Below are 24,131 nucleotides of genomic sequence, written 5' to 3' on the forward strand. Positions count from 1 at the left end.
TTCGCGGGGCCGAGGTTCGACGTCCAGGTCTACTTGGAGCCGTATCCAACTGGGTTGCCCAGGGAGGGCGTGCGCGGCGTGCATGCACAGTCGGACAGATCCAGCTCGAGCTGGATGGTGACGGCGAGCGGGGTGCCGTCGCGGGGGTCTTCGATCGTGACGTTCTTCTCGATCAGCTGGTTGGCCATGTGAGTACTCCTTGGGTTGATTGCGCCCCGCGGGGCGCTGGGTGGTGGTTCGAGCGGCCGGTCAGCCGACGGCGACGCGGGTGGGCTCGAGCTGGATGACGGGCGCTGCGCAGCAGCTGCTGCCGGCCCCGTCGAAGTCTCCGGATCCGCCGCAGACGCCGGTGTCGGGAAGGACGAGCTCATTGCGCTCGGCGCCTGCATGGTCGCCCGCGAGGTGGGCGGCGACGCTGCGAACCTGCTCGAACCCGGTGAGAGCGAGGAAGGTGGGGGCGCGCCCGTAGCTTTTCGCGCCGACGATGAAGAAGTCCGGCTCGGGCTGGGTGAGGTCGCGGGCCCCGGTGGCGCCGATCGATCCGCAGGAGTGGACGTTCGGATTGATCTCTTCCGCGATCCCGGCGACCGCCTCCAAGGACGCATCCAGGTCGATGCGCATCTCCGACAGGATGCTCACATCGGGGCGGAATCCGGTCAGCGCGAACACGCGGGACACCCCGTCGACCTCCTTGCCGTTCTCCGCGACGATGCGCAGCCCCGCCGCCTCGTCGTGGAACTCGGCGACGCGGAAGCCCGTCACCACCTCGACAACACCGGCTTCGATCACCTTGCGCGCTCGGGTGCCCAGAGCTGCACGCTCGGGCAGTTCATCGCCCGCTCCACCACCCAAGACGTTGCCCGTCGTACCGCGACGCAGCAGCCACGTCACCCGGGTGCCTGGGGTTCTGCGCGCCAGCTCGCTCAGCCGGAGGACGGCATGCACTGCGGAGTGCCCGGCACCGATCACGACCAGGTGCTGCCCCGCACACGCGGAGACATCCTCCGGGATGCGGTACGAGATCCGTGAGGCCGCGACCGCGGCCCGCTCGCCGAGCGCGGGCAGCCCGTCCGCCCCGGCAGGGTTCGGGAGCGTCCATGTGCCGCTGGCGTCGATGACGGCGCGCGCGGAGATCCGCCCTTCTGCCCCCTGCGTGTCCCGGGTATGCACGATGAACGGCTGCCCCTTACGGCCGCTGTCGACCATCAGATCCCGGCCCTTGCGGGCGACACCGGTGACGGTCGTCGAGTAGACGACGCGGTCACCGAAGACGCGGGCGAGCGGGTCCAGGTAGCCGGCGACCCATTCGGCTCCCGTGGGGTAGCCCGAGTGCGGTGCGGTCCACCCGGTCGGCTCCAGCAGACGCCGGGCGGCCGTGTCGGTGAGTTCCGGCCAGCTGGAGAACAGGCGCACATGCCCCCACTCGGACACCGCAGCAGCTGGCTCATCGCCTCGCTCAACGACCGTCACGGCGATGCCACGCTCCGTCAGGTGGGCGGCCGCAGCAAGCCCTTGGGGGCCGGCGCCGATGACTACGACGGGAAGCTCGTTCATCACATCTCCTCAAATCGAAAAACTTCAATATGAATAGCCTGCTCCTCCTATCGAAGTTTGTCAATGCGTGCGATACTGGTGTCATGAGTCTTCCTGCCACCCTCGACACCTCGACGTCCTGCTGCGCCCCTCGGGTGACAGCAGCGATCACGGTCGAGGACGCGGAGCGCGTCGCACGGGTGTTCAAAGCGCTCGGGGATCCGACACGGGTGCGCCTGTTGTCGCTGATTGCCGCCGGTGACGGTGGGGAGGCGTGCATCTGCGACCTCACCGCGCCGGTCGGACTGTCGCAGGGCACGGTGTCGCACCACATGAAGTTGCTCGCCGACGCGGGGCTTGTCACCCGCGAGCAGCGAGGGAAGTGGGCATACTTCGCGATCACCGACGGGGCGCTGGACGCCGCCGCGGACACCCTGCGTTCGGTGTGACGGCCCGGGCCCCGGGCTCCCGGTTCGGGGGGCGGCTTGTCGCGCTGTCGCTGGGGCAGGTCATCAGCTGGGGGGTTCTGTTCTATGCGTTGATCGTCGCCTCGCCCGCGATCGCGGACGCGACAGGGTGGCCCGTGGCGCTGGTGACGTTGTCGTTCTCGGGTGGACTCGCTGCGTCGGCGATCGCGGGCGTCGTTGTCGGGCGCTGGCTCGACGAGCGTGGGCCTCGGATGATCATGACCGTGGGAAGCATTGTCGGTGCGGGTGGGCTGGTCATCGTCGCGGCCGCGCCGAATCTTGTCGTGTTCACGGCGGGGTGGATCGTGGCGGGGACCGCGCAGGCCGCGGTGTTGTACCAGGCCGCGTTCACGGTGATCGCTCGCCGGTATGGAGACCGCCGCCGGGGTGCGATGACGATCCTCACCCTCGCGGGAGGATTGGCGTCGACCGTCTTCGCTCCTATCGTCGCCGTGTTGCTGACGGTGATGGATTGGCGGTCGGTGTTTCTTGTCCTCGCCGTCGTCCTCGTGGTGACGACCACACCGCTGCACTGGTTCTTTCTCGAGTCGTCCTGGCCGCCCGTCGTCCATGATGCGTCGGCCGATCACCATACGGTGGCGAGCGTGGTGCGCACGCGGCGCTTCTGGATGCTTGAGGCGTCGATGCTCACCTTGGCGGCGGCGCTGTTCAGCGTCACACTCGCGATCATTCCTCTGTTCACTGAGAAGGGGATGACGTACGAGGTCGCCGCTTGGGCGCTGGGGCTGCTCGGCGCCGGCCAGGTGATCGGCCGACTGCTGTATGTCGCCATCCCACACGCCGCCGCACCCTGGGTGGCGTTGGCGGCGACGGCGGGGCTGAGCGTCATCGGGCTTGCTCTGCTCGCGATCGTGCCTGGGCCGCCGTGGCTGCTCATCAGTATCGGCGTGGGGGTCGGAGCCGTGCGCGGTGCACAGACGCTCGTGCAGGGCTCTGCCGTCGCTGACCGGTGGGGCACGCGGAACTACGGCTCGATCAATGGTGTCTTCGCCGCACCGATCACGGCGATCGGTGCGGTCGGTCCCGCACTCGGCCCGCTCATCGCGGTGGCGACGGGGTCGTACTCCGCCATGGCATGGGTTGCTGTCGGGTTCGCCGGGCTTTCACTCATTTTCGCCCGCTTCACCTGATCTCGCCGCCCGGTCAATGCCGCCCGCCTCCGAGCTGCGAGACGCACCGGCGTGGACAGGGGTCGTTGATCCCGCTGCGCGGGTTGACGTGCTCCACGCTTGGGTAGCGATCTGCACCGCATCCCAGGGGGAGCCGAGCGGCGGGGTATAGGACAGGTCGAGGTCGCTGATCGCGTCTACGGACATGCTGTGGTGCAGTGCTGTCGCGAACGTATCGACGCGCTTGGATATCTCGGCGCTGCGCGATCCGAGCAGTTGCGCGCCGAGGAGACGCCCCGATTCGAAGTCTCCGGTCACGCGGATGTGGATGGGGGTGGCACCGGGGTAGTAGCGCTTGTGGTCGTCGGCAGTGACGGTGTGGCTGTGCGGTCGATGCCCCGCGGTTTCGGCTTCGTGATCTCGAAGGCCCGTGCGGGCAGCCACCAGGTCGAACACCTTCACGACCTGGGTTCCCAGGCTGCCGTGGAATCGCGCATCGGCGCCGACCGCGTTCGCGCCCGCGACTCGCCCTTGTTTGTGCGCGGTCGTGCCGAGCGGAAGATACGTGTCGCCGAGAAGGCGATGACGGGTGATCACACCGTCCCCGCCCGCCCAGATCTGCGGGATCCCTGTCTGCATCCGTTCGTCCACGATGACGGCGCCGCCGGCTCCGGTTCGTGCCCCGATTCCGGTGAGGAGCTCCACATTGGGGCGCACACCCACCACGACGAGGACCAGCTCGGCGCGACGCACGAACGGGGCACCGTCGCGGGTGCCCTGGACCGCGAGGAGCCCGCTGTCGCGGCCGATATCGTGCACCTGCATGCCCGTTTCCACCGTGACGCCGTTGCGGTCGAGCTCGTCGCGCACGAGCGCTCCGAGTTCCGTGTCGAGGGTGGAGAGCACCTGGGGTCCGCGTTGCAGCTGCGTGACCTGGAGCCCGCGGATGGTGAGCGCTTCGGCCATCTCGAGGCCGACGTACCCCGCGCCGATGATGATTGCCGTCGACGGTTGATGCTCATCGAGGTAGTTCTCAAGAGCGAAGGTGTCACCCATCGTGTGGAGCGTATGCACCCCGTCCGCAGGCCCGAGCCGGTCGGTCCCGTGGATACCCGCCGTCGAGGCGGATGCGCCCGTCCCGACGACGAGCGCATCGTAAGGAATGGCGGACTCCGCTCCACCGTTGTTCCGCACGGTGAGTGTGCGGGCATTGACGCTGATGCCCGTCGCGAGCGTGTTGGTGCGCACCTGGAGACCGGCCGCTTCCAGATCGGCAAGCGTGCGATGTGCGAGCGACTGCCACGGTTGCACCTCCCGCGAGAAGTAGTAAGGGATGCCACAGATCGAGAAGTTCGGGTATGCATCGGCAACGACGACCGTCACATCAGCGGATTCGTCCACCTCTCGGGCACGGAGCGCCGCGGAGATTCCTGCGTCACTTCCCCCGATCACGACCAGGTGCATGTGAGTCCTTTCTGTCGAGACCTCGCCGCCTGCGAAGCCTCACTGACGCGCGCGACGTCCGCGCACCTGATCATCGCGTCGATCACGGCACGATCCGACACCCGGGCGGGAAGATCAACGAACCCTTTCGCCCCCGTTCACCCCGCGTTCATATAGATAGCCTTCTATAACTACGTCGGATAGACAAGCATCTATGTGAAGCGGCGATTTGACTGCTTCATCCCTCGAATACCTGAGATGAAGGAAGCACACGTGCGAAAGTCCACAGCAAAGATCTTCGCGTCCACCGCATTGGTCGTGATCGGGGCACTAGCCCTGAGCGGGTGCGGCGGGCAGTCCTCTGGTGGCGACACCTCTGGATCCGGCGCGAGCGGAGGCGGACTGACCGGTTCGGTGAACACCGACGGTTCATCGACCGTCGCCCCGCTGACTGAGGCCGCCGCCGATCTGTTCCGCGACGAGGAGAGCGGCGTGAACGTCTCGGTCGCGACGTCGGGAACCGGTGGTGGCTTCAAGACGTTCTGCGCCGGTGAAACGGATGTGTCCAACGCGTCACGTCCGATCAAGGACGAGGAGGCCGCCGAGTGCGAGGCCGCTGGCATCGAGTACACCGAGATCATCGCCGCCAACGATGGCCTGTCGGTCATCGTGAACCCGGAGAATGACTGGGCGGAGGACTTGACCGTCGAGCAGCTCAACCTGATCTGGGGTCCCGAAGCGGAAGGCGAGATCACGAACTGGAATCAGGTCGATTCCAGTTTCCCCGACCAGGCCATCACGCTCTTCGGCGCCGGCACCGACTCAGGAACGTTCGACTATTTCACCGAGGCGATCAACGGCGAGGACGGTGCGATCCGCACCGACTACAGCCCCTCCGAAGATGACAACATCACCATCCAGGGTGTCGCCGGAGACGTCGGCGCAATCGGGTTCCTCGGTCTCAGCTACGTTGAGGAGAACGAAGGCGTCATCAAGGCAGTCGCCGTCGACGGCGTCCTGCCGAGCACCGAGACCGTGCAGGACGGCACCTACACGCCGCTGGGTCGCCCCCTGTTCATCTACGTCAACAACGCTTCGTACGTCGACAAGGAGCAGGTGAAGTCGTTCATCGACTTCTACGTCGCCAACTCCGCGGAGATCGCTGAGCGTGCACTGTTCGTGCCGCTGACCGAGGAGCAGGTCACCATCGCCACCGACGAGCTCGCCTCGCTCGGCTGAGCACCGCACTCTCCATGACCGCCATCATTGAACGGCGTGGGGGTCCGGCTTCCGGCCGGGCCCCTGCCCCCGCCAGCAGCTTCGCCGGCCGCCGCCGCCCCGGCGAGTTCCTCATCAAGCTCGCCCTGCGCCTGGCTGCAGCCGTCACCGTCGTGACGACGGTAGGGATCCTCATCGCGCTGCTTATCCCGTCGCTGAGCTTCTTCGCCGAGGTCCCGGTCCTGGAGTTCCTGTTCGGCACCCGGTGGGCGCCGCGCTTCGCCGACGCATCGTTCGGCGTGCTGCCCCTGGTCACCGCGACGTTGTGGACCACGCTCATCGCGCTGCTCGTGGCGGTGCCGTTCGGGCTCGGGGCTGCAACGCTGCTCGCCGAGTACGCCCGCCCCCGCGTCCGCAAGGTCCTCAAGCCCTTGCTCGAGATCCTCGCTGGCATCCCCACGGTCGTCTACGGATTCTTCGCCCTGCAGTTCGTGCAAGGCACCGTCCTGCGGGACTGGCTCCACCTTCCGACCGGGGCGTTCAGTGTCCTCGCGGCGGGCCTCGTTATGGGTGTGATGATCATCCCGACGATCGCGTCGATCGCAGAAGACGCCATGTCCGCTGTCCCGCAGGCGCTCCGCCAGGGCAGCGCCGCGCTCGGAGCGAACCGGATGCAGACCACCCTCCGTGTCGTGTTCCCCGCCGCCCTGTCCGGGATCGTCGCGGCCGTCGTGCTGGGCATCTCCCGAGCGGTCGGCGAAACCATGATCGTCGCCATCGCCGCCGGCAACCAAGCACAGCTCGTCACCAACCCGCTCGATCAGGGGCAGACGATGACGGGATTCATCGCCAACGCCGCCCTCGGCGACTCCCGTGTCGGGAGCCTCGAATACAACACGTTGTTCGCGGTCGGGCTGCTGCTGTTCCTCATCACCCTGCTGATCAACTTCATCAGCATCCGATTCGTCCGCCGCTTCCGGGAGGCCTACTGATGTCCCCCACCTCGACGACCGCGACGCAACCGTTGCGCGCCTCGGCCCCCATCGCGACCGGCCGCAACGGTGAGATGCGACCGAGCGCACTCGCGTTCCTTGTGCTGCTGTGGCTCTCCCTGTTCGTCGCATTCGCGGTGCTCATCACACTGCTGATCACGATCTTCCTCACCGGGCAGAACAAGCTCTCCACGGCGCTGCTGTTCAACTTCCCCTCCGCCGACCCTGACGAGGCCGGAGCCCGGCCCGCCATCCTCGGATCCGTGTGGGCCATCGGTGCGACCGCCGTGATGACACTCCCGCTCGGGATCGCCGCCGCCGTGCACCTGGAAGAGTTCGCCGACCGGAAGCGGTGGTTCAACCGGTTCATCGAACTCAACGTGCAGAACCTCGCCGCAGTGCCCTCGATCGTGTACGGGCTGCTCGCGCTCGCCTTCCTCTCGATGCTCGGCGTCACCAACAAAAACATCGTCATCGGCGGGGCGTTCGCCCTGACGCTGCTCATCCTGCCGGTGATCATCATCGCGACCAGAGAAGCACTGCGCGCGGTCCCGCGAGAGATTCGCGACGGATCCCTCGCACTCGGCGCCACCCAATGGCAGACGACGTGGAGACAGGTGCTCCCCGCATCCGTTCCCGGGATCGCGACCGGCTCCATCCTCGCGCTCTCCCGCGCACTCGGGGAGGCCGCCCCGCTGCTCGTGCTCGGCGCGCTGGTGTACATCACCTTCGACCCGAACGGGCTCCTCAGTGGCTACACCACGCTGCCGATCCAGATCTTCAACTGGACCGGCCGCCCGCAAGAAGGGTTCCACGAACTCGCCGGCGCCACCAGCATCCTGCTGCTCGCCGTCCTCATCCTGATGAACGCTCTCGCGATCTTCATCCGCAACAAGTTCCAGAAACGGTGGTAACCATGAGCACTCCCACAGGCAGCGCCGCGACAGCGACGCACACGAACTTCCATGCCGCAGAAACACGACGGCTCGCCGCCACCCCCAGTGGCCTGATCCGCTGCGAAGACGTCAATGTGTACTACGGCGACTTCCGGGCCGTGACCGGCGTCAACCTCGAGTTCGGGCGTAACGAGATCACCGCGCTAATCGGACCCTCCGGCTGCGGAAAATCAACGCTGTTGCGCTCCCTGAACCGTATGAACGACCTCGTCGATGGTGCCCGCGTGGAGGGCACCGTCCTCTTCCAAGACGAGGACATCTATGCCAAGGCCGTGGATCCGATCGAGGTTCGTCGGCGGATCGGCATGGTGTTCCAAAAGCCCAACCCGTTCCCGAAATCGATCTACGACAACATCGCCTACGGCCCCCGGGTCACCGGGATGAAAGTCGACAACATGGACGACCTCGTCGAAGAGGCACTGACCCGCTCCGCGCTCTGGGGCGAGGTGAGGGACAAGCTCAAACAATCCGCGTTCGGTCTCTCCGGTGGTCAACAGCAGCGCCTGTGCATCGCGCGGACGATCGCCGTGCAACCCGACGTGATCCTGATGGACGAGCCCTGCTCCGCCCTTGACCCGATCGCCACGTCTCGGATCGAAGACCTCATGCACGAGCTCCGCAAGGACTACACGATCATCATCGTCACCCACAACATGCAGCAGGCAGCACGCGTGGCCGATCGCACCGCATTCTTCACCGCCCTCGCCGACGAAAGCACCGGTGACCGCACCGGCGTGCTCGTCGAGTACGACCTCACCCGCAACATCTTCGAGCAGCCGCAAGACCAGCGCACGGAGGACTACATCAGCGGACGATTCGGATGACCTCCCCGTCTGGTGGTGACCCGCGGTTCGTTCTGCACGGACGCAGTTCGGAGATCCTTCGTGGAAGCTTCGCTGAGTTCAGGCATGCAGGCGTCCCGATAGCGGTGCACGCTGAGATCGTCGATGCGCTGGCAGACTTGGCCCACGACTACGAGGCGTCGCTCGTCCTCGCCGGCGGGGAGTCAGTTGACCGGCTGGCGGCCATCGTGCAGATCGCCGAGCCGGTGTGCGGAGGACCGATCTTCTTCGGGGTGAGCGAAGACACGGAGACGTCGATGATTGAAGCCGCGATGCGGGCAGGAATGCGTGGCACCATCCGCCTCCCCATCACCCCCGACCGATTGCGTGAATTGGCCCGCTTGCACCCACGGACAGGGCCGCTGGACCGCACCCTCCGATTCGGGGAACTGACCCTCGACATCACGCACCGCAGCCTCCGTTGGCAGAAGCATGCGCTGTTGCTTCCTCCGCGCGAATTCGAACTCCTGCATCAGATCATGCGCGCGTACCCGGAGAGCGTGAGCATTGACACACTCGCCCTCGCCTTCGGCTCCGACCTTGAGGATCCGCACGCCTCTGTTCGCGTCGCCATGACGAAGCTGCGCGCACGGCTGGCGACTTTCGCCCCCGCACAAGCCCTCATCGAGACGGTGCGAGTCGCCGGCTACCGGCTCGCGTCCTGAGGCTCCACTTTGAGCTCGACCAGGAGTTGTAGCACCCGGGCGCGAATGTCGTCTCGAACGCCACGAAGACCGTCTTGGTCGAGCTCCAACGGATCCGGTAGATCCCACTCCATGTAGCGGCGCCCAGGGAAGACGGGGCACGCATCCCCACACCCCATCGTGATGACGTAGTCGGCGGCACGCACCACTTCATCGGTCAGCGGTTTCGGGAACTCTCCCCACAGCTCCACGCCCACTTCCTCGAGCGCAGCGGCAACACGAGGGTGTGCACCCTCCGCCGGTGAGGAACCTGCGGTACGCACGTGCACCCGGCCGCCCGAAAGATGACGTAGCAGGGCTCCAGCCATCTGCGACCGCCCCGCGTTCTGAACGCACACAAACAGGACCTCAGGAGTGTCACGGAGAACCAGGCCCTGACTAGTCGCCAGTGCGTCCAAGCGGTCGGCCGCGTACCGAGCGGTCATCGTCAACAGGTGCTCACGCACTCGCGTTCGCTGGCTCAGCAACAGGTAGCTTTGGGCGACATAACCGGCCACTGTCTCGCGGCTGAAGGTTGAACTGAATCTGTAAGAGAGGTCGTCAACGACGGTGGCCACAGCGCGTGGGAGAGCCGTGACGGGAGCCTCGGGGGTTGTCGGCTCAATCGACTCACTCAACAGCAGTCTCCCGAAACGGACCCAGGCATCGACGGTCGGCACCCAGACATCGTCATCGCTGCGGATGAGATCGACGAGCTCCAGCGAGTGGATTGCTTGCTCGACGACCGAGAGATCGGCATTCAGCACAACCGCTATGTCCGGCGCTTTGATACCGGAAGCAAGCGCGCTGAGAACACGGAGCGTGTCGGGGTTACCGAGAACCGACACTTGACCTGCGCGCTCCCGGGCAGCACGCTCGCCGAGAGGGCTTCCCACTCGGTGCTGCGACTCCTCGCTCACCGCAGAAAATCCTCAACGGCGCTGCGGCGCGTCGGGTGCACGGAGAGCCAGCCGAGCTTGCCGTCCTGCTCACGTGCCAGGAACCCGTCGTCCAAGAGAATGCGGACGTGATGGGTCACTGTCGGCTGCCGCAGCCCCAGCGCCTCCGTCAGTTGACCTACGGTCGCCCGTTCATCAGCCGAGCCCAGCACGATACTCAAAATCTGGAGACGAGTCGGATCAGCGACCGCCCTCAGCGTCCGCGCCAGCTCTTCGGCCGCACCACGATTGAGCGCAGCTCCGACCCGAGGCTTCGGTGCAGGCTGAGCGGTCATGCCAGGATTCTAGTTGCCGAACCTTGCGACCCCCTCAGACGTGCCGGTGCTCGAAACGTGCGGGACTGAGACGCGACTACTTCGCGAACATGTCGCCGCGAAGCTTCGACGCGGCGTGCAACCGAAGTAGCTCGATACTGAGGGCTGCGCTTGCCGGACTGCTCTGCGACAAGCTCTTCGCAGCAGCTGCAAGGGCGGGACGAGCGGCATCCCGCTCAAGAGCAATCAGCATGTCGACCGAGACTCCGAGCGAACGTCCCCGCCAGACAGCACCAGGCGTCTGCAGTTGCTCGACAAGGAGGAGGACCTCCGCCGTCGGGTTGGATGCCCGGGCGAGAGCGCGTGCGAGGATCGCCGCATCAGCGTGGATCGGTCCGGGTTCGGGTCTGATGTATTTCCGCCCCTCGGTCAAGGTCGTTCGTGCCTGCTTGGCGAGATCTGACATACCGGCACTATTGTCGCTCAATGCGCGGGTGGCGAGGTTTGCAGGGTTCTCGCGGCTGAGCTCGTGCAGGGCTTCAAGCACGATGGCCTGCTCTCGCTCGCCTTGCTCCAACGCAGTCGCCAGAAGGTTCGCAACGCCGGCCGGCATGCCATCAGCGAGATCTGCGAATTGGTTCACAGCGGCGCTGAGGAGTTTGCGTCGTGTCGCCGGGAACTCGATCCCGAAGTTGTCGAGGTAGAGGTCGCCGGCGAGGCTCGCGCCGAGGGCTGTGATCGGCGACTCGGCGGCTTGAGTGTCGTATTGAACGACGATGTTGATGAGGTCATCGATGAGGTGCTCTCGACGCTTCAGCAGGCGGCCCGCCGCGAGCAGCCACGTGTTGCGCCAGTGACTTGATGGAACGAGTTCGCGCAGGTTCTGCAAGACGACCTGTTCGTCACCATCGGTGATCGCGCGAGCCGCCATGTATTCCTGCAGCGATCGCACCTCGAACTCATACTTCGATGTCTTCGGGGAGACGAGCATGACCAGTCGCTCCGTCGACAGTTTGAGGAGAGTCGTCGCGATCGACTCCGATTCACTCTCTTCGAACCCAGCCGCGCTCAGCCGGCGGCATAGGATACGGGAGATCTCGGCTTTCGTGAGGATAGCGTCCGAGTTACCTGGTCGCTCAGTTCTTGCTTGCAGCTTGAGCCCGGCCTGTTCGTGAAGATGGTCGATGTGTGGGCGCAGCGACTTCAGTTCCGTGAAGGCTTCACTTTTCGCCAGTTCACGGTCGTAGACGACGCGATAGTACCGGTCGAACAGCTCGAATCGATCCGTCGGAAGGTCGACTGCTTCTTCAGCGAGAGCAGTCATGATCGTCACCTGCAACGGTGTGGTCATCAGTCGTTGCGTCACTCGTTCATGGACGGCCGTGATGAGCCTTTGTGCAACCTGCTCGGCGAGGTCCGGATCGTCGACCGCCCGCAACGCGGTGAGTGCTTCCGAGTAGCTAATCGCTTCTGTCTCGGTGAGTTCAGACAGGATGATCTGCGTGCAGGGAAACGCATCGTCGAACTCCCGCCGGTATCCCTGTGGGCGTGTTGTGGCGACGAAGAGCACGTCCGCCTTCTCAGAGCTGAGCTCGCTCACTAGCGCTGTGACGGCCTCGATGAGCCGGCTGCGGATCTTCGCGTCAGGCACCTCGTCAAGGCCGTCGAGCACGAGGCATGACGGCCAGGTGCGCAACCAGTCCAGCAACGCCCCTGGGTCTGACTTCTTCCCCCGAATCAGGATGGAATCTGCAATGTAGGTGAGCAATGAAAACGTCGACGGGGAGGATGCGATTGCGGCCCCCGCCTTTGCCAGCTCGATCACGAACGGCCACCGACGTTTCTGCGGGTTCGGGATTCCCGCCTTTCTGAGCCGTGCGTCGAGGCCATCGAAGGCGAGCTGCGCCCTCTCGCCGTACTCCGCGACGTTTGTGTCAGCGAGGAAGGCGACACGATACGTGTGGGCGATCACTTGGGCGATCGTGCTCTTGCCCTGACCTGGGCCTCCAACGATGACCACCCCGCGAGGCCCCCGCCCTGAGACGGTCGACAAGTGGAGGTCTCCGATTTGCACCGTCTCGGCCGCGGTCATCAACCGCAGGTGGCCCTCCTCGCCCGCGCGCGCCTCCGCAGTGAACGGCAAATCGATAGCGATGTCCGCGAGCCTCACCTTCGACGCGTCGTTGTACCCCGCGTCGCCCGTTCGAACCCATTGCCTGTTGATGAGCTCGGCGACTGCATGCCCAGCAAGCCGGTCCACCTCGAGAGCTGTCTTTTCCGGGAGCAGTTCGGCGACTTGCGCAAGAAAGTCGCCGGTGACGATCTGCTCCAGGTATCGCTGTCGAATGGACGTGTGGGTGTCGAGCATGACGCGAATCTCGTCGTAGTCCCACACGTACCACCCACGCAGCCCCAAATCTTCCGCGTTGGCTGCAAGAAGCTGGTCGAACTGGTCGCGGCCGCCCGTGTCTTTGGTCCCCGTCAGCACAACGTTGGTGGAGAACAGCAGGTACTCCGGCGTCTTCTCGCCGACCCTCCTCTTTACGAGCCAACCACGCAGCTCGGAGCGGACCTCGTCAAGGAACCAACGCCAGTCAGCCGTCGTCGATACAGGCTTCTCGTTGTACTTCATTTGAATGACGCCGTAGCCATCCCACTTCGCGCCCGCCCCGACCGGGAAGTCGACGCGGCCGTCGAACGTGGCGTCGCGCTGCGCGTCGCGACCTGACCCAAACGGCCGGACACCATTGCCCAGCTCAGCCTTTGCAAGCGCTTGGAGCATGTGCTCGAACTGCTGCCAGCCCATTCGGTTGAGGTTGTAGTGGCCCACAGAGTCCCTCCGGGTCAACGTCGACGCCTATGAGGCGCATTAGAGACATTCTGTACCAGTGCTGCTGCCTATCCGGCTGAACCGGCGAGCGAACGCGTTCGACCGTACGGGGTTCTCCCGGCGACGAGAAACGATCCCAATCCGATCACCAGCGCGCACATTTGAGCCGAGTAGGGCGAGGCCTGAGCTCCGCCCGCCTGCCATTGAACCGATCGGATCCTCGACGTCAATGCCCAGGGAACCCTCCCCTTCCGGTGAAGGCTCATCTACGCTGTCGCACATGGATGAAACCGATGGCCAGCCACGGCCCCGCCCTTGGCAAGCACAGCCATCCACCGATGTGATCGCGGCGTTCACTGACGCCGTCGCTCGGTTGAACGCCGACGGGGACTTCATCGTTCGAGCGCTGACTGACCAGCTGCTCGCAGAGCGACCGATCGCGGACCAGGAAGAGCTGACGCCGCAGGAGATCAGCTATCTCACCCGGTCCAAGGCCTTCACGCCCGAGTCGTTCGAGAAGACATCGACTCGGGTTGCTCGCGGCGGTCTTCTGGCGAGCGAAGCGAGCACCCTTCTGACGGGCGTGCTTCAAACCATGTCCGCGTCCGCAGCCGCTGCCTTCTTGAGTATGGACGAGGACTCGCTCTTCGCCGCCGCCGATCGTGGCGAGTTGTACGCCGTCGATGTTGCCCACTCCAGACGGTTTCCGTCGTGGCAGTTCAGTCTCTCGTCGCCAGGAAAAATCCTGCCGCACCTGACCGAGATCATCGACATTGTGAAAGACAAAGGATGGGTGTCGGTATCGGCTCTCATGGCGACGCCCCAGTCGATCATGGTCACCGACGGGCACCAGAGCCCTGTGGAATGGTTCAGGCGCGGCGGCGACGCGGAGACCCTGGCTCGGATCATCGAGGCTCAGAAGTGGCGATAGAGCTCCTGCTGGGGACGTGAATTCGTGCGCGCCGCCGCTCTCGCATGTCACCTACGGCGTTTGGCCTCGAGCTGCGAGAAACTCCGTCGCCGTCTCAACCCGATACCGCTCGTCGACGTAGTTTGCCGGAGTGAGATTTCGGGTTACGAAGAGCGTGCTCAGGCGAAACTGCTCGCCTTCAGGCGGGTCCCCGAGTCCGAGGCGCGTCGCAATGCTCGCGACGTGGGGCGCTAGTTCGCTCTCCTTGCGGGCTAGCTGCGTGGCGTAGCAGGGCTTGGCCCCGCGGTCTCCTACCTGGTCCCGGAAGAAGGTGCGCAGTTGGCGTGCCGTCTCAGCGAATCCGTGCACCGACGCAGGATCCTTCGCCTCGATTAACCAGATGGTGCTATCGCCAGGGCGTCCGCACACGAGGTCAACTTCGGTCGTGAGAATCGGCACGCCGAGTCGCGCGTGGTCGTTGGGTTTCACGCGGGCGACCGTGGTGTAGCCGAGTTCCTCTAGCCGGTCTTGAAGGAATCTTTCGAACCGAATATTGCGGCGCGCACGGCGATCCGCAAGCGCGTTGCTGACAGGCTGGGGAACGTCTCCCGCCCAGGGAAGAACTCCTTGGAGGAGGTGGCGGTAGTAGACCTGGAAGGACGTCAGTAAGTACTGCGGGCTGATAATGAGTCGTCCGTCCGAGTCTTGCACCAGCGGTTGCACGAGGAGCCGGTGACGCCGTGTGCGCGTTTGCCAGGGTTTCCACTCCACGGCTTGCATCTGGACGGCCGTGCTGGTGAGCATCCGAATAGCGGCGTCAACACGCGTTCTCTGCGACTCATCCGCGTCCGGGCCCAGCGCGTCACAGACCCATGCTGTTGCCTCGGCCACGGTGACGTGCGCGGTCGTCCTGCTTGGCTCGAACGTTTCCCACTTTGCGAGGGTGGCGAGTGCGGCGAGCATGTCCTGCGACGTCGCTCCCCATGCCGGCTGGAACGCATCTTCGACGTCGTCTTCTTCGTTCGCCTGTTGCAGCGAGTCGTCGTCTTGAGTGCCGTGCAATCGGACGCTCGCAGCTGCACGGGTCAGTTCGTCGTTTCGCAGGCCCCACGCCGATGCGTCGGGATGCGGATCGTCGTCAACTGCCAGCTCGTACATCGGGCTGAGGTTGATGACTGCGGGCGCGACTTGGTGATACATCCGCTCACTCAGCGTGGTCGCGGTGAGGTACGCATCTGCGGCGGCAAGAAGACCGCTCCACTCCTGAGGAGTGATCGGCTTCACCGCCGCCGGATTGCCCAGGATGCGCAAGGCAGCCTCCACCACGATCTCGTTACACTGACGAAGCTGAAGTGTCTCCGCCGAGAGCTCGGCCGTGCGGGTGAGCGGATCCCATTCGGTCGCGAGATTCGCTGCGACTCGGGATAGATCGTCTTGCTGATGAATGGCACTGTCCATCACCCTCGCCAGCTGCTCCATCCCCGTGAGCACCACCTCGCTCACGTCGTGTCTCTTGATTCCTTCAGTCAGGGTCTCGAGAGCAAGGGGCGCAAGATGCTCGCGGATGAGTCGATTCGCGTCGTCCGCTCGGTACTCTCCCGGTTGAACGCCGGCGTCGTGGAGTCGTCGTCCCAAAGCCGCAACCATGCGGCTCTCATCAGAGGGTCGTAGACGCCACGGATCAGGCAGGTGATTGAGAGTGGTCCGGGCCTGCTTCATCTCCAAGATGAGAAAGGGTCTCGCTGTGCGCCACTGGTCGCGGAGCGCCGCTCCGGTGTCGATATCCATGCCGCCCGCGCGGAGCAGATCGAACACTGCATCCGCTGTTAGGAGATTCGCCGCGTGCGGATCTCCATTCGCCGAGTCTGCGAATCCCTCGACATCGATGCGCCACAAGAAGTTGACTGGTTCGTCGACGGCACGCGCGTGCGGGTCGAGATACGGCGTGACCACACCGGGCGGTTCACCCGAGACCGTTTCCGATGCGTGGAGGTAGAGGACGTATCCGGGCACATCGATCTCCTGGTGCGCGAAACGCCATCGATCACCAAGCGCAGCGAAGCCGTAGATTAGCCCGCCGCAGAAGTCGAAGAAGAACCGTCGGTGGTCGGCAGATGCTTCCTCCAGGCTCGCCCGTGCCACGGCAACGGGAGGTTCGGTGAGAGCGAGAGACCACCCGTCAACACTCGGCGCGATGTTGACACCGCGGGTGGCGTCGTACATGGGGTCACCTGCGATCATCGCGACGTTTGCGACGGGCCCCGGGGCGACTTCTGCCGCTCGGAGGTCTCGAATCGGGGGAAGCCCAACCCTGAGGAGCGCCACTTCGAGATCCGATAGCTCTACCGCTCGATCCCACTCGGCCTCGCCCGCGTGCGCTTCAAAGTAGACGGCATTGGGTACCACGCCACCCTTGAAAAAAGACTTGCCATTGGCTTTCCATGGCTCCCAGTAGTTGATCGCTTCCCATCCGAAACTCTCAGGGAAATCGGGAGCGCTCAGGTCCCGCGTGAATGCGTAGAGATCATCGTCGGACGTAGCCGTTTCCGCGATCCAGGTCAGGTCTTCGAGCGCGAGTTTTGCTTCGCCGACCGCCTGCGGCACAGCGATGTGACCGGGCGCAGCGAACACCGTCAACGGGATGACCTCCGCGCCCGGCCTGACGGTTCCTCGTCGCCCGCCCGCCATCCGCACCGGCACAGGGTCTGATTGCGACCTCACCTGTTTCGCCAGCTCCACTGAGCCGATGTATGGCGCCGGCGCGGCCCCCAGGTCGGGGACGTAGATGACTGAGACGGCGATGAAAGTGGACGGGTTCACCGGCACCAACCACTGAACGTCAATCCCGCGAAGCGGGGAATCGAGGCCTTCGCTGTTGGGAGGAGCTTCGATCAAGCTGTTGGAAAAGCGCCATAGGGACTGGCGAATCTGGTTCAGGCAAGAACTCCGGAGGGCTCGTCGTGCTTGCCCGTCCCGGTCGAGCGCAGACACCAGTTCTCGTACGGCATGGGCCATGATCTCTGGGATGAAAAGTGGCGGCACCCATCGATGTGCACCCGCCGAGTCAGCGAAGCGAAGGTACCTCCCGAACGGGCTGGAGAGACTCTCCGCGTCGAACGTGGCCCGACTTGCGGAGTTCGTCATCCATTCCAACGCCCTTTCATCAGCTTCACCGAGTTCGATGTGGTCGAGCGGGTTCAGGTTGAGGAGGGCCCGCGTCGCTTCGTACTCCGCGTCCGGCAGGGAGACCTCGTCGTTGAGCGCGAGGTCCGGGGCTGGTACCCATGCGTCTGCAAGGTGGCGGGCGCAGAAGTCGCCGTACTTCATCGCCACGTTCACCACGTTTGCGATGCCGAATTGAAATCGTCTGTGAAGCCGACCGTCTACCGCTTCCGCCATTCTGAGCGCACGCGTGAGGTCGGCGACCGGCCGTTCGGTGAGGCCAGGCACCGCGCGCAGCGGCTCAGAGCCGACCGCGAGGAAGACAGTTCGAGTCGGGTCGGTGGGGATGAAATCTTCACGCGCCGGGCCGATCCCATAGGTGGTAGCCGCTAGATCGGACAGTGCTTGGATCGAAGGCAGCGGCTGGTATTCGTCTGGCGCCGGAGCGGCGGAGGCTCGTAGCGCAGCCGCGAAGCTGCTCCCCAATGTCACCGACCGATGCCTGTTGCCGGGGGACGTGGCGGCGGCGAAAATCAGCGTCCAGAGCTCGTCCGGATCGTACGCTGAAAAGGCCAGTTCGAGTGCGTCGGGCTCCCGTCGCGCGGCGCTCACCGCCCGCGGTTGAGATCGAGACCGCTTGCTTCTCCGAGTTTTCTTGCTCTTTCCCACGCAAGCATTCAAGCGTAAGCCAACGACATCCGCACTGATTACTGAGCGTTGAAAGCGTTGCGCCGGGGAGGAAGGTGGCGAAGAGTTGGGGTGCCGCCTCGAACGCGCGGACGACAGGTCTCCTTCAACGCCGCTGCTCCCGGGCCAGGGAGCTCTTGACCGCTCTCACCTCGTCACCTCGCGGGGGTGCATACACGCAAAAGCGCGCGTAAGATATTGCGTGTACGCGCTAACCAGATGACGACACGAGGAGGCAAGATGGCCGTGAAGAAAAGTCGCACTCGTGCCGCCTCCGCTCGCGAGGCGACTGTGAACCGCGGCACAGTGACAGGTCGATTCCTCAACGGGAACCCGAAGCTCGTCGTGGCGACCAAGGCCCCCGCAAAGACCGACGTACAAGCCGGTGTCGAGCGCCTTGCGCAGGTGGCGAAGACGTCAAACGTCGACGTATCCGTGTTCAACGCACTCATCGACGAGCTCGCCGATGCCATGACCGACCGTCAATCGACCGAGCTGGGCCTCACAGAGCAGGAAGCCAACTTCCTGATCGAGTCTGGCGATTTCACTCCGGAGGAGCTCGCCGAGGCAGCCGCATTCGTCACCAGCGGTGGGATCGCCAAGCTCGAGCGCGAGACTCACGTGCGCGCCCTAACCAACACCTACACCGCATCCGAGGTCGCAGCGCTCCTCGGCATCGATGCCTCCAGTGTGCGTCACCGCCAGAGCAAGAACACCTTGTACGGCTTCCGGGCAGGAAGGATCCGCCTCTACCCTCGATGGCAGTTCATTTCCGGCGATAGGGTCTCGACGATCCCCCACCTCCCGCTGCTCGTCCGAGCGATCCCGTCCGACTGGGATCCGGCCGACGTCGAAGGCTTCATGACAACACCTCAAGACGACTTGCGGTCGAGCGATGAGTCTGTCGACCCCCAGGAATGGATGACGCCGATCGAGTGGCTGGCTGCCGCGAAGGATCCTGCACCCGTAGTGGACATCCTCGAAGACGCCGACATCACGTGAGCCCGTCGAACGCGAAAGTCCCCGCAACACCCCCGGCGCCGCTCACACTCGACGCGAGTGAGCACCTGAGATCATTCGATGGGATCCTCTGGCGGGTCTTCGCTACGAGAGGTGCTCACCCACAGGCGTGGGATGAGCTACGGCACTTCGGGCCGATCAGAACCATGCGCTTTGACCCGCATCCCGAGCCGCAGCAGCACCATGCCGATTATGGCGTGACGTACGCAGCTGCCGGATCTACAACAGCTCTCGGCGAGGTGTTTCAGAAGGGCCGACTAATCAATCGGCGCGTTCGTGGAAACACCCTCGCGGCTTGGCGGCCGACGCGTGAGCTTCGGTTACTGGATCTCACCAGCAACTGGCCCGTGATCAACGGGACGACCTCTTCGATCCAGATGGGGCCTAAGCGATACACGCGGAACTGGGCGAATGCGATCCATGACCAGCTTGGGTCGAGCATCGACGGGCTCTACCATGTGTCATCGATCGACTTCGGCCCGATGGTGACGCTGTTCTCGTCCGCCGAGGGCTCGTTCCCGCCGCTGCCGTTGGTGCACACCCGACTGGACTCATCCAGTGCGAACGTGTACCTCGCGAAAGCCGTGAAAAGGCTCGGCTACCGCGTTAAGAAATAGAACCGCCCCAGGACGGCAGTCCGCGATTCTCGGATTATCAGATGACGCTCGATCCACCCGTACTCTCAGTGCTATGCCAAAGCGTTCCACATTGCAGACTCTCGGCGGTGCTGTCGAAGGATTCCGGGACTTCGCGGCGGCGATCAAGAGTGGAGTGCCCACGGTTCGAAAGGGGTCAATGGCGGAGGAAGATCAAGCCCTCGCAGGAAACATCGTCATCCCTCATGCCATAGTCTCCGGGCTCGTCCTCACCGCTGCGGACCACGTATCCGCCTGGGCGGAGCTTGCCGCTAGCCCCGAGGAGAACGTGTTGCTCCTTCATATGCAGGCTGACTACACCTTGTTCCGTCCTGTCTTGGAGGGGCTCGCGGAGCTCATCTGGATCCTGGACGGCACCGATTCCTCGAGTCCGCAGGGCGCTCGAGATCGCCCGCATCGAGTACAGGCACGGGCTGAAGCTGACGAACGCTCTGCGCAAAGCTCAAACACCAGATGACAGAACGGAACAAGGAATAGCCGCGCTGGGGCGTTTCCTTAGGACCACCGCGACCAACCTCGGGTCCGATCCAGAGGACGTTCTCAGTGCGCCATTGATCGATCCCTCCTCGATCACAAGGAAGATTGCGAGTCGCGTTCCAGGCCCCACGTTGCGGACCTTCAACTATTGGGCGATAACTTCGGCCCACGCGCACGGGCAGTTCATCACCACTCTGCGCCACGCGATCGAGACGCGCCCATCTACACCTCAGATGGGCAGGACTCTGTACGAACCAGACGAGGAGTTGATCGCAGACCTCATCGAGTTCATTGGGACGCTGCTCGAGATCGCAATCAACCTCCTTAACGAACAGGGTTACGAACTTCGACGCTAGAGCTGTCCTGCTTGGCCGATCGGGGAGCGCTGGGTCGCCGAGATGCGCGCCATGGGGATTCAGAGCTCCCTGAGGCGAGATGTCCGACCCCATCCGTATGATCGAATCAGCCCCTTCGTGAGGCGGTTCGGTGAGGGAGTGGGCTTCGCGCTTTACATCGGACTTAGTCCGATTTCATCGCGATTCTGACATTTCCTGTCGGCGATCCCCGCTCGGCTACGGTGGGCGGATCGTCTTGCACCGAATCAAGAAGGCAGAGCATGAACACAGTGCGGCACCCCGGAAGGTCGTTCTTCGGCCTCCCCGGAACCTTCTTCGTGTTCCTGAGCACGATCGCCGTGTCGAACCTCGGCGACGCCTTCCGGGTCATGTCGTTGAATCTCTGGTTCTACGAGGAGACTCCGGACAAGGAGCTCACCCGCGTCCTTCTCCTGTTGGCAGGAGTCATCCCCGGGATGCTCTTCGCTCCGATCGCCGGAGCGATCGCCGATCGCTTCGACCTTCGGAAGACGTTCATTGCCACCATGCTCATCCGCGGCGCTCTCAGCGTGGCGCTCGCTGTCGTCGCATGGTTTGTTGCTCCAGGCGCGCTCGCCTATGTGCTCGTCTTCAGCGCAGCGACGGCGAGCGTCTTCTTCGCCTCGTCGGCGTTCGTCTTCGTGCCCCGCCTGGTTCGGCGCGGGATGATCCCCCGCGCGAACAGCATCATCCAGGCGGTGAGCTGGGCCCTCGCCTCCGTCGGTCCGGCGTTGGCGGCGCTTGCCTTCGCCGCCTACGGCCCGTCGGTCGCCTTCCTCCTGGACGCGGTGTCTTTCCTCATCTCGGCCGCGCTCCTGCAGGTCCTGATCCGCCCCGAGCCCACGAGTGGAGAGAAGACGCCTCTCCGCGTCAGCATCCGCACCGGCCTGGGGGAAGCCACCGACTCGATCCGCGGCATTCCCGAAGCTGTCGGCATCCTGGCGCGCAACCGACTCGCGCTCGGCATGCTGGTCGCTTCCTACGGCGTGACGTTCACTGCGGGCGTCAACTCCTTCGGTCTCATCTTCCTGCTCGACGACGAACTCGGCCTCCCCGTCGAGACCCTGGGAATCGTGCTGTCGTGGAACGGACTGATTGCGGTCGTCGCTGCTTTGCTCGTGGGGATCTTCGTGAAGTGGGTGAAGGTCAAACCATTGTTCCTTGTCTGCCTCGCCTTCTTCGTGGTCGCGCAGTTCGTGATGGGCATGGCACCCGACATCGGAGTCCTCCTCGTCGGCGTGGGTATCAGCGCGCTCGTCAACGCGCCCTACAACGTCGCCGTCACCTCGCTCTTTCAGACGAGCGTCGAGGACGAACACCTGGGGCGAATCGGCGGGCTCGACGAGATGGCCGAGAACGTCATCCAGATCCTTGTCTTCCTCTCCGCCGGCATCATCGTGGCGGTGGCCGGCCCCCGGCTTGCCCTGGTCGGTGCCGGGGTGGTCGCTCTCGTCCTGCTGTGCCTGGGTGCCACGCTCATGCGCGGCCTTCAGCCGTGCGAGGATGTCGATGACCCCGAGGACTCGGACGACGCGGCACCGGAGCACAGCGATCCCGCAGCCGAGGAGCAGCCTCGCCCTGCGTCATGAGCTCGGATCTCTCCGCGACACTCACGCCGCACGGCCGCCCGGCACCCATCCGGTCGCTCGCGCCCAGGCCTCCATCTCCCCCTGCGCCCGGTCGAACCAGTGGTCCTTCGCCCGCGCGTAGTCGTCGAAGTCGCGGTCGTCCCGGTGCGCGGAGCCCAGGGCGGTCTTGAGCGCCGCATACTCGTCGCGCGCCTCCGGGTCCGCCCGCAGCCAGTCTCGGAACAGGAGGGCGTATCGCCCGTTCGACGCCCCGACGCGTCGCACGTGCACGATCGCCCGGGCCCTGGCGTCCACGCTCGCGAACAGGCGTTTCGACCACTCGTCCGGACCGCCGCCCGTCCGCGCGTTGTCCCGGGAGACGCCCGGCGCGTCCGGCACGATGCGCTGCACGTTCACGAAGCCGGCGTCCCCGAGGCGCTGCTCCGCGGCATCCGCGTCCGCGAGGTCGCGCACCCCCACCTGGAGGTCGATGATCGGCTTGGCGCGCAGCCCGGGCACGGCCGTCGAGCCGATGTGATCGACGCGCACGGGGACACCGTCGAATGTCGCGGCGATCCGAGCGCCGAGGCGGGCCGCATCCACCGCCCAGCGCGGCGACCAGGACTCGAGGATCGGCGGCGTGTCCGGAGGGAGTCGTCGAGCCCTCCGGCGCTCCTCGACCTCCGCCGCTCGGGCGAGGAAGCGGGACAGGCCGTCCTCGTCGCCCTCCGCGAGAACCGCATCGCACCACGCGACGGCGGAGACTTCGCCGATGCCGAGCACGAGATGCGCCGTCGCGGAGGCGTGCGCCACGGTGGCCGCATCGACGGGCCCGAGACCCGTCACGACCGCATCCGGCCGTGCCGCACGCAGACGGCGCACGACCACGCCGTCATCCTCCCCGACGACGACCAGGGCGAGGGGCGAGAACGCGTCCGCCCCCGGAGAGCCTTCGGACTCATCGGCGAGCGGATCCACTGGTCGCCTCCTCCGGATTCGTCCCGCCGGAGTCGGCACTCCCGCGGCAGACGGTCCCCACAGCGTAGCCAGGCGGCCGAGCATTTCCATTCACATGAATCCACACCGGTATTCCGGGCGTAGGCTGGAGGGAAGGACGGACCGTCCGAGAAGATCTCCCGGCACCGCGCCCGCCCGGGAAGGAGCCCGAAAGTGGCTCAGTACGACGTCTCGAACCGCTCGGCGATCGTGACAGGAGCGGGCAGCGGCATCGGCCGCTCGGTCGCCCTGCTGCTGGCGCAGAACGGCGCGGCGGTGGTCGTGAACGATCTGAACGCGGAGAACGCGAACGCGGTCGTCGAGGAGATCCGCGCCGCCGGAGGCACCGCGGAGGCGTCGGTCGGCGACGCGACGGACCCGGCCTGGATCGCCTCGTCGGTCGAGCTCGCCAACTCGCTCGCCCCGCTCCGCATCGGCGTCAACAACGCCGGCATCGGCGGCGCCACCGCGCCCACCGCGGACTATGAGGAAGACGCGTGGGACAAGGTGATCGCCATCAACCTCAACGCGGTGTTCCGCAACATGAAGGCGCAGATCCCGTCGATCCTCGCCAACGGCGGCGGCTCGGTCGTGAACATCGCCTCGATCCTCGGCAGCGTCGGCTTCGCAGGCTCCCCCGCCTACGTCACCGCCAAGCACGGCGTCGTCGGAATGACGAAGACCGCCGCTCTGGAGTACTCGGCGCAGGGCGTCCGCGTGAACTCGGTCGGCCCCGGCTTCATCGACACCCCGCTCCTGGCGAACATGGGCGACGAGGCGAAGGACTTCCTCGTGTCGAAGCACCCGATCGGTCGCCTCGGCCAGGCGGACGAGGTGGCGAACCTCGTGGTGTTCCTCGCGAGCGACGCGGCCAGCTTCATCACCGGCAGCTACCACCTGGTCGACGGCGGCTACACCGCCCTCTGACGAAGAAACGGCATCCGGCTGCCGGGAACCCGAATCCCGGCGGCCGG

21 protein-coding genes are annotated in these 24,131 nt (G+C 65.0%); 13 read left to right on the forward strand and 8 right to left on the reverse strand.

Annotation, left to right across the window (positions count from 1 at the left end):
- Positions 1-29: 29 nt before the first annotated feature.
- The gene (locus tag AB0N68_RS04730; RefSeq protein WP_017201962.1) at positions 30-188 is read right to left on the reverse strand and encodes a hypothetical protein; all 159 of its coding nucleotides are present in this window, start codon (positions 186-188) and stop codon (positions 30-32) included.
- A 61-nt stretch (positions 189-249) separates the two neighbouring features.
- A complete protein-coding gene (locus tag AB0N68_RS04735) occupies positions 250-1,554 on the reverse strand; it encodes an FAD-dependent oxidoreductase (RefSeq protein ID WP_151460106.1) in 1,305 nt (434 codons plus the stop codon).
- Between the two features lie 83 nt (positions 1,555-1,637).
- Between AB0N68_RS04735 and AB0N68_RS04740 the strand changes: the two genes are divergently transcribed.
- The gene (locus tag AB0N68_RS04740) at positions 1,638-1,982 is read left to right on the forward strand and encodes an ArsR/SmtB family transcription factor (protein WP_017201964.1); all 345 of its coding nucleotides are present in this window, start codon (positions 1,638-1,640) and stop codon (positions 1,980-1,982) included.
- Entirely contained in the window at positions 1,979-3,151 is a 1,173-nt protein-coding gene (locus tag AB0N68_RS04745; RefSeq protein WP_017201965.1) for an MFS transporter, read from the forward strand. The genes AB0N68_RS04740 and AB0N68_RS04745 overlap by 4 nt, the downstream gene beginning before the upstream one ends.
- Here AB0N68_RS04745 and AB0N68_RS04750 read toward each other — a convergent pair.
- Positions 3,125-4,594, reverse strand: coding sequence for an FAD-dependent oxidoreductase (locus tag AB0N68_RS04750; protein ID WP_017201966.1), 1,470 nt, complete (start codon positions 4,592-4,594; stop codon positions 3,125-3,127). The genes AB0N68_RS04745 and AB0N68_RS04750 overlap by 27 nt on opposite strands.
- Before the next feature lie 252 nt (positions 4,595-4,846).
- Between AB0N68_RS04750 and AB0N68_RS04755 the strand changes: the two genes are divergently transcribed.
- The 5 genes from AB0N68_RS04755 (at position 4,847) to AB0N68_RS04775 (ending at position 9,246) form a co-directional block, all read left to right on the forward strand.
- Positions 4,847-5,812, forward strand: coding sequence for a PstS family phosphate ABC transporter substrate-binding protein (locus AB0N68_RS04755; RefSeq protein ID WP_026049689.1), 966 nt, complete (start codon positions 4,847-4,849; stop codon positions 5,810-5,812).
- A gap of 14 nt (positions 5,813-5,826) precedes the next feature.
- A complete protein-coding gene (pstC, locus tag AB0N68_RS04760) occupies positions 5,827-6,783 on the forward strand; it encodes a phosphate ABC transporter permease subunit PstC (RefSeq protein ID WP_017201968.1) in 957 nt (318 codons plus the stop codon).
- Positions 6,783-7,697 (forward strand): phosphate ABC transporter permease PstA, encoded by a 915-nt coding sequence (pstA, locus tag AB0N68_RS04765; RefSeq protein ID WP_017201969.1) that lies wholly within the window; start codon positions 6,783-6,785, stop codon positions 7,695-7,697. Before pstC ends, pstA begins: the two co-directional genes overlap by 1 nt.
- A 92-nt stretch (positions 7,698-7,789) precedes the next feature.
- Positions 7,790-8,563 carry a phosphate ABC transporter ATP-binding protein PstB gene (gene pstB / locus AB0N68_RS04770; RefSeq protein WP_225855885.1) on the forward strand — a complete coding sequence of 258 codons (774 nt, stop codon included), beginning with the start codon at positions 7,790-7,792 and terminating at the stop codon, positions 8,561-8,563.
- A 104-nt stretch (positions 8,564-8,667) separates the two neighbouring features.
- Positions 8,668-9,246, forward strand: coding sequence for a winged helix-turn-helix domain-containing protein (locus AB0N68_RS04775; RefSeq protein WP_017201971.1), 579 nt, complete (start codon positions 8,668-8,670; stop codon positions 9,244-9,246).
- Here AB0N68_RS04775 and AB0N68_RS04780 read toward each other — a convergent pair.
- From AB0N68_RS04780 to AB0N68_RS04790, 3 genes are all read right to left on the reverse strand, one after another.
- Positions 9,228-10,184: an arsenate-mycothiol transferase ArsC gene (locus tag AB0N68_RS04780; protein ID WP_270366663.1), complete on the reverse strand. Its 957-nt coding sequence runs from the start codon at positions 10,182-10,184 to the stop codon at positions 9,228-9,230. The genes AB0N68_RS04775 and AB0N68_RS04780 overlap by 19 nt on opposite strands.
- Positions 10,181-10,498 (reverse strand): ArsR/SmtB family transcription factor, encoded by a 318-nt coding sequence (locus AB0N68_RS04785; RefSeq protein WP_040568244.1) that lies wholly within the window; start codon positions 10,496-10,498, stop codon positions 10,181-10,183. Before AB0N68_RS04785 ends, AB0N68_RS04780 begins: the two co-directional genes overlap by 4 nt.
- Positions 10,499-10,574: 76 nt before the next feature.
- Positions 10,575-13,283 carry an NACHT domain-containing protein gene (locus AB0N68_RS04790; protein ID WP_020372869.1) on the reverse strand — a complete coding sequence of 903 codons (2,709 nt, stop codon included), beginning with the start codon at positions 13,281-13,283 and terminating at the stop codon, positions 10,575-10,577.
- A gap of 304 nt (positions 13,284-13,587) precedes the next feature.
- Between AB0N68_RS04790 and AB0N68_RS04795 the strand changes: the two genes are divergently transcribed.
- Complete coding sequence (locus tag AB0N68_RS04795) at positions 13,588-14,238, forward strand: hypothetical protein (protein WP_151460108.1); 651 nt, start codon at positions 13,588-13,590, stop codon at positions 14,236-14,238.
- A gap of 51 nt (positions 14,239-14,289) precedes the next feature.
- Here AB0N68_RS04795 and AB0N68_RS04800 read toward each other — a convergent pair whose 3' ends face one another.
- Positions 14,290-18,048, reverse strand: coding sequence for a hypothetical protein (locus tag AB0N68_RS04800; RefSeq protein ID WP_151460109.1), 3,759 nt, complete (start codon positions 18,046-18,048; stop codon positions 14,290-14,292).
- A gap of 258 nt (positions 18,049-18,306) precedes the next feature.
- Between AB0N68_RS04800 and AB0N68_RS04805 the strand changes: the two genes are divergently transcribed.
- The 4 genes from AB0N68_RS04805 (at position 18,307) to AB0N68_RS04820 (ending at position 22,182) form a co-directional block, all read left to right on the forward strand.
- Complete coding sequence (locus AB0N68_RS04805) at positions 18,307-19,068, forward strand: hypothetical protein (RefSeq protein WP_017201976.1); 762 nt, start codon at positions 18,307-18,309, stop codon at positions 19,066-19,068.
- On the forward strand, positions 18,984-19,703 hold the full coding sequence (locus AB0N68_RS04810) for an RES domain-containing protein (RefSeq protein ID WP_083512992.1): 720 nt from the start codon (positions 18,984-18,986) through the stop codon (positions 19,701-19,703). Before AB0N68_RS04805 ends, AB0N68_RS04810 begins: the two co-directional genes overlap by 85 nt.
- A gap of 73 nt (positions 19,704-19,776) precedes the next feature.
- Positions 19,777-20,199, forward strand: a complete 423-nt coding sequence (locus AB0N68_RS04815) for a hypothetical protein (RefSeq protein WP_270369181.1) — start codon at positions 19,777-19,779, stop codon at positions 20,197-20,199.
- A gap of 636 nt (positions 20,200-20,835) precedes the next feature.
- Positions 20,836-22,182 (forward strand): MFS transporter, encoded by a 1,347-nt coding sequence (locus tag AB0N68_RS04820; protein ID WP_292793475.1) that lies wholly within the window; start codon positions 20,836-20,838, stop codon positions 22,180-22,182.
- Between the two features lie 21 nt (positions 22,183-22,203).
- Here the strand turns inward: AB0N68_RS04820 and AB0N68_RS04825 are convergent, their stop codons facing one another.
- Positions 22,204-23,139 carry a GrpB family protein gene (locus tag AB0N68_RS04825; protein WP_292793478.1) on the reverse strand — a complete coding sequence of 312 codons (936 nt, stop codon included), beginning with the start codon at positions 23,137-23,139 and terminating at the stop codon, positions 22,204-22,206.
- Positions 23,140-23,331: 192 nt separating this feature from the next.
- On the opposite strand from AB0N68_RS04825, the gene AB0N68_RS04830 reads away from it, so the two are divergent.
- The gene (locus AB0N68_RS04830) at positions 23,332-24,084 is read left to right on the forward strand and encodes an SDR family NAD(P)-dependent oxidoreductase (RefSeq protein ID WP_187663008.1); all 753 of its coding nucleotides are present in this window, start codon (positions 23,332-23,334) and stop codon (positions 24,082-24,084) included.
- Positions 24,085-24,131 lie beyond the last annotated feature (47 nt).

Origin of the sequence: Microbacterium meiriae (genome assembly GCF_040685015.1) — a bacterium.
Classification (GTDB): Bacteria; Actinomycetota; Actinomycetes; order Actinomycetales; family Microbacteriaceae; genus Microbacterium; species Microbacterium meiriae.

Excerpts from the sequence above, each read along its gene's own strand:
- AB0N68_RS04730 (WP_017201962.1), bottom strand. The coding sequence starts at position 188 with ATGGCCAACCAGCTGATCGAGAAGAACGTCACGATCGAAGACCCCCGC.
- AB0N68_RS04735 (WP_151460106.1), bottom strand. The coding sequence starts at position 1,554 with ATGAACGAGCTTCCCGTCGTAGTCATCGGCGCCGGCCCCCAAGGGCTT.
- AB0N68_RS04740 (WP_017201964.1), top strand. The coding sequence starts at position 1,638 with ATGAGTCTTCCTGCCACCCTCGACACCTCGACGTCCTGCTGCGCCCCT.
- AB0N68_RS04750 (WP_017201966.1), bottom strand. The coding sequence starts at position 4,594 with ATGCACCTGGTCGTGATCGGGGGAAGTGACGCAGGAATCTCCGCGGCG.
- pstC (WP_017201968.1), top strand. The coding sequence starts at position 5,827 with ATGACCGCCATCATTGAACGGCGTGGGGGTCCGGCTTCCGGCCGGGCC.
- pstA (WP_017201969.1), top strand. The coding sequence starts at position 6,783 with ATGTCCCCCACCTCGACGACCGCGACGCAACCGTTGCGCGCCTCGGCC.
- AB0N68_RS04785 (WP_040568244.1), bottom strand. The coding sequence starts at position 10,498 with ATGACCGCTCAGCCTGCACCGAAGCCTCGGGTCGGAGCTGCGCTCAAT.
- AB0N68_RS04790 (WP_020372869.1), bottom strand. The coding sequence starts at position 13,283 with ATGGGCTGGCAGCAGTTCGAGCACATGCTCCAAGCGCTTGCAAAGGCT.
- AB0N68_RS04795 (WP_151460108.1), top strand. The coding sequence starts at position 13,588 with ATGGATGAAACCGATGGCCAGCCACGGCCCCGCCCTTGGCAAGCACAG.
- AB0N68_RS04805 (WP_017201976.1), top strand. The coding sequence starts at position 18,307 with ATGGCCGTGAAGAAAAGTCGCACTCGTGCCGCCTCCGCTCGCGAGGCG.
- AB0N68_RS04810 (WP_083512992.1), top strand. The coding sequence starts at position 18,984 with ATGGATGACGCCGATCGAGTGGCTGGCTGCCGCGAAGGATCCTGCACC.
- AB0N68_RS04815 (WP_270369181.1), top strand. The coding sequence starts at position 19,777 with ATGCCAAAGCGTTCCACATTGCAGACTCTCGGCGGTGCTGTCGAAGGA.
- AB0N68_RS04820 (WP_292793475.1), top strand. The coding sequence starts at position 20,836 with ATGAACACAGTGCGGCACCCCGGAAGGTCGTTCTTCGGCCTCCCCGGA.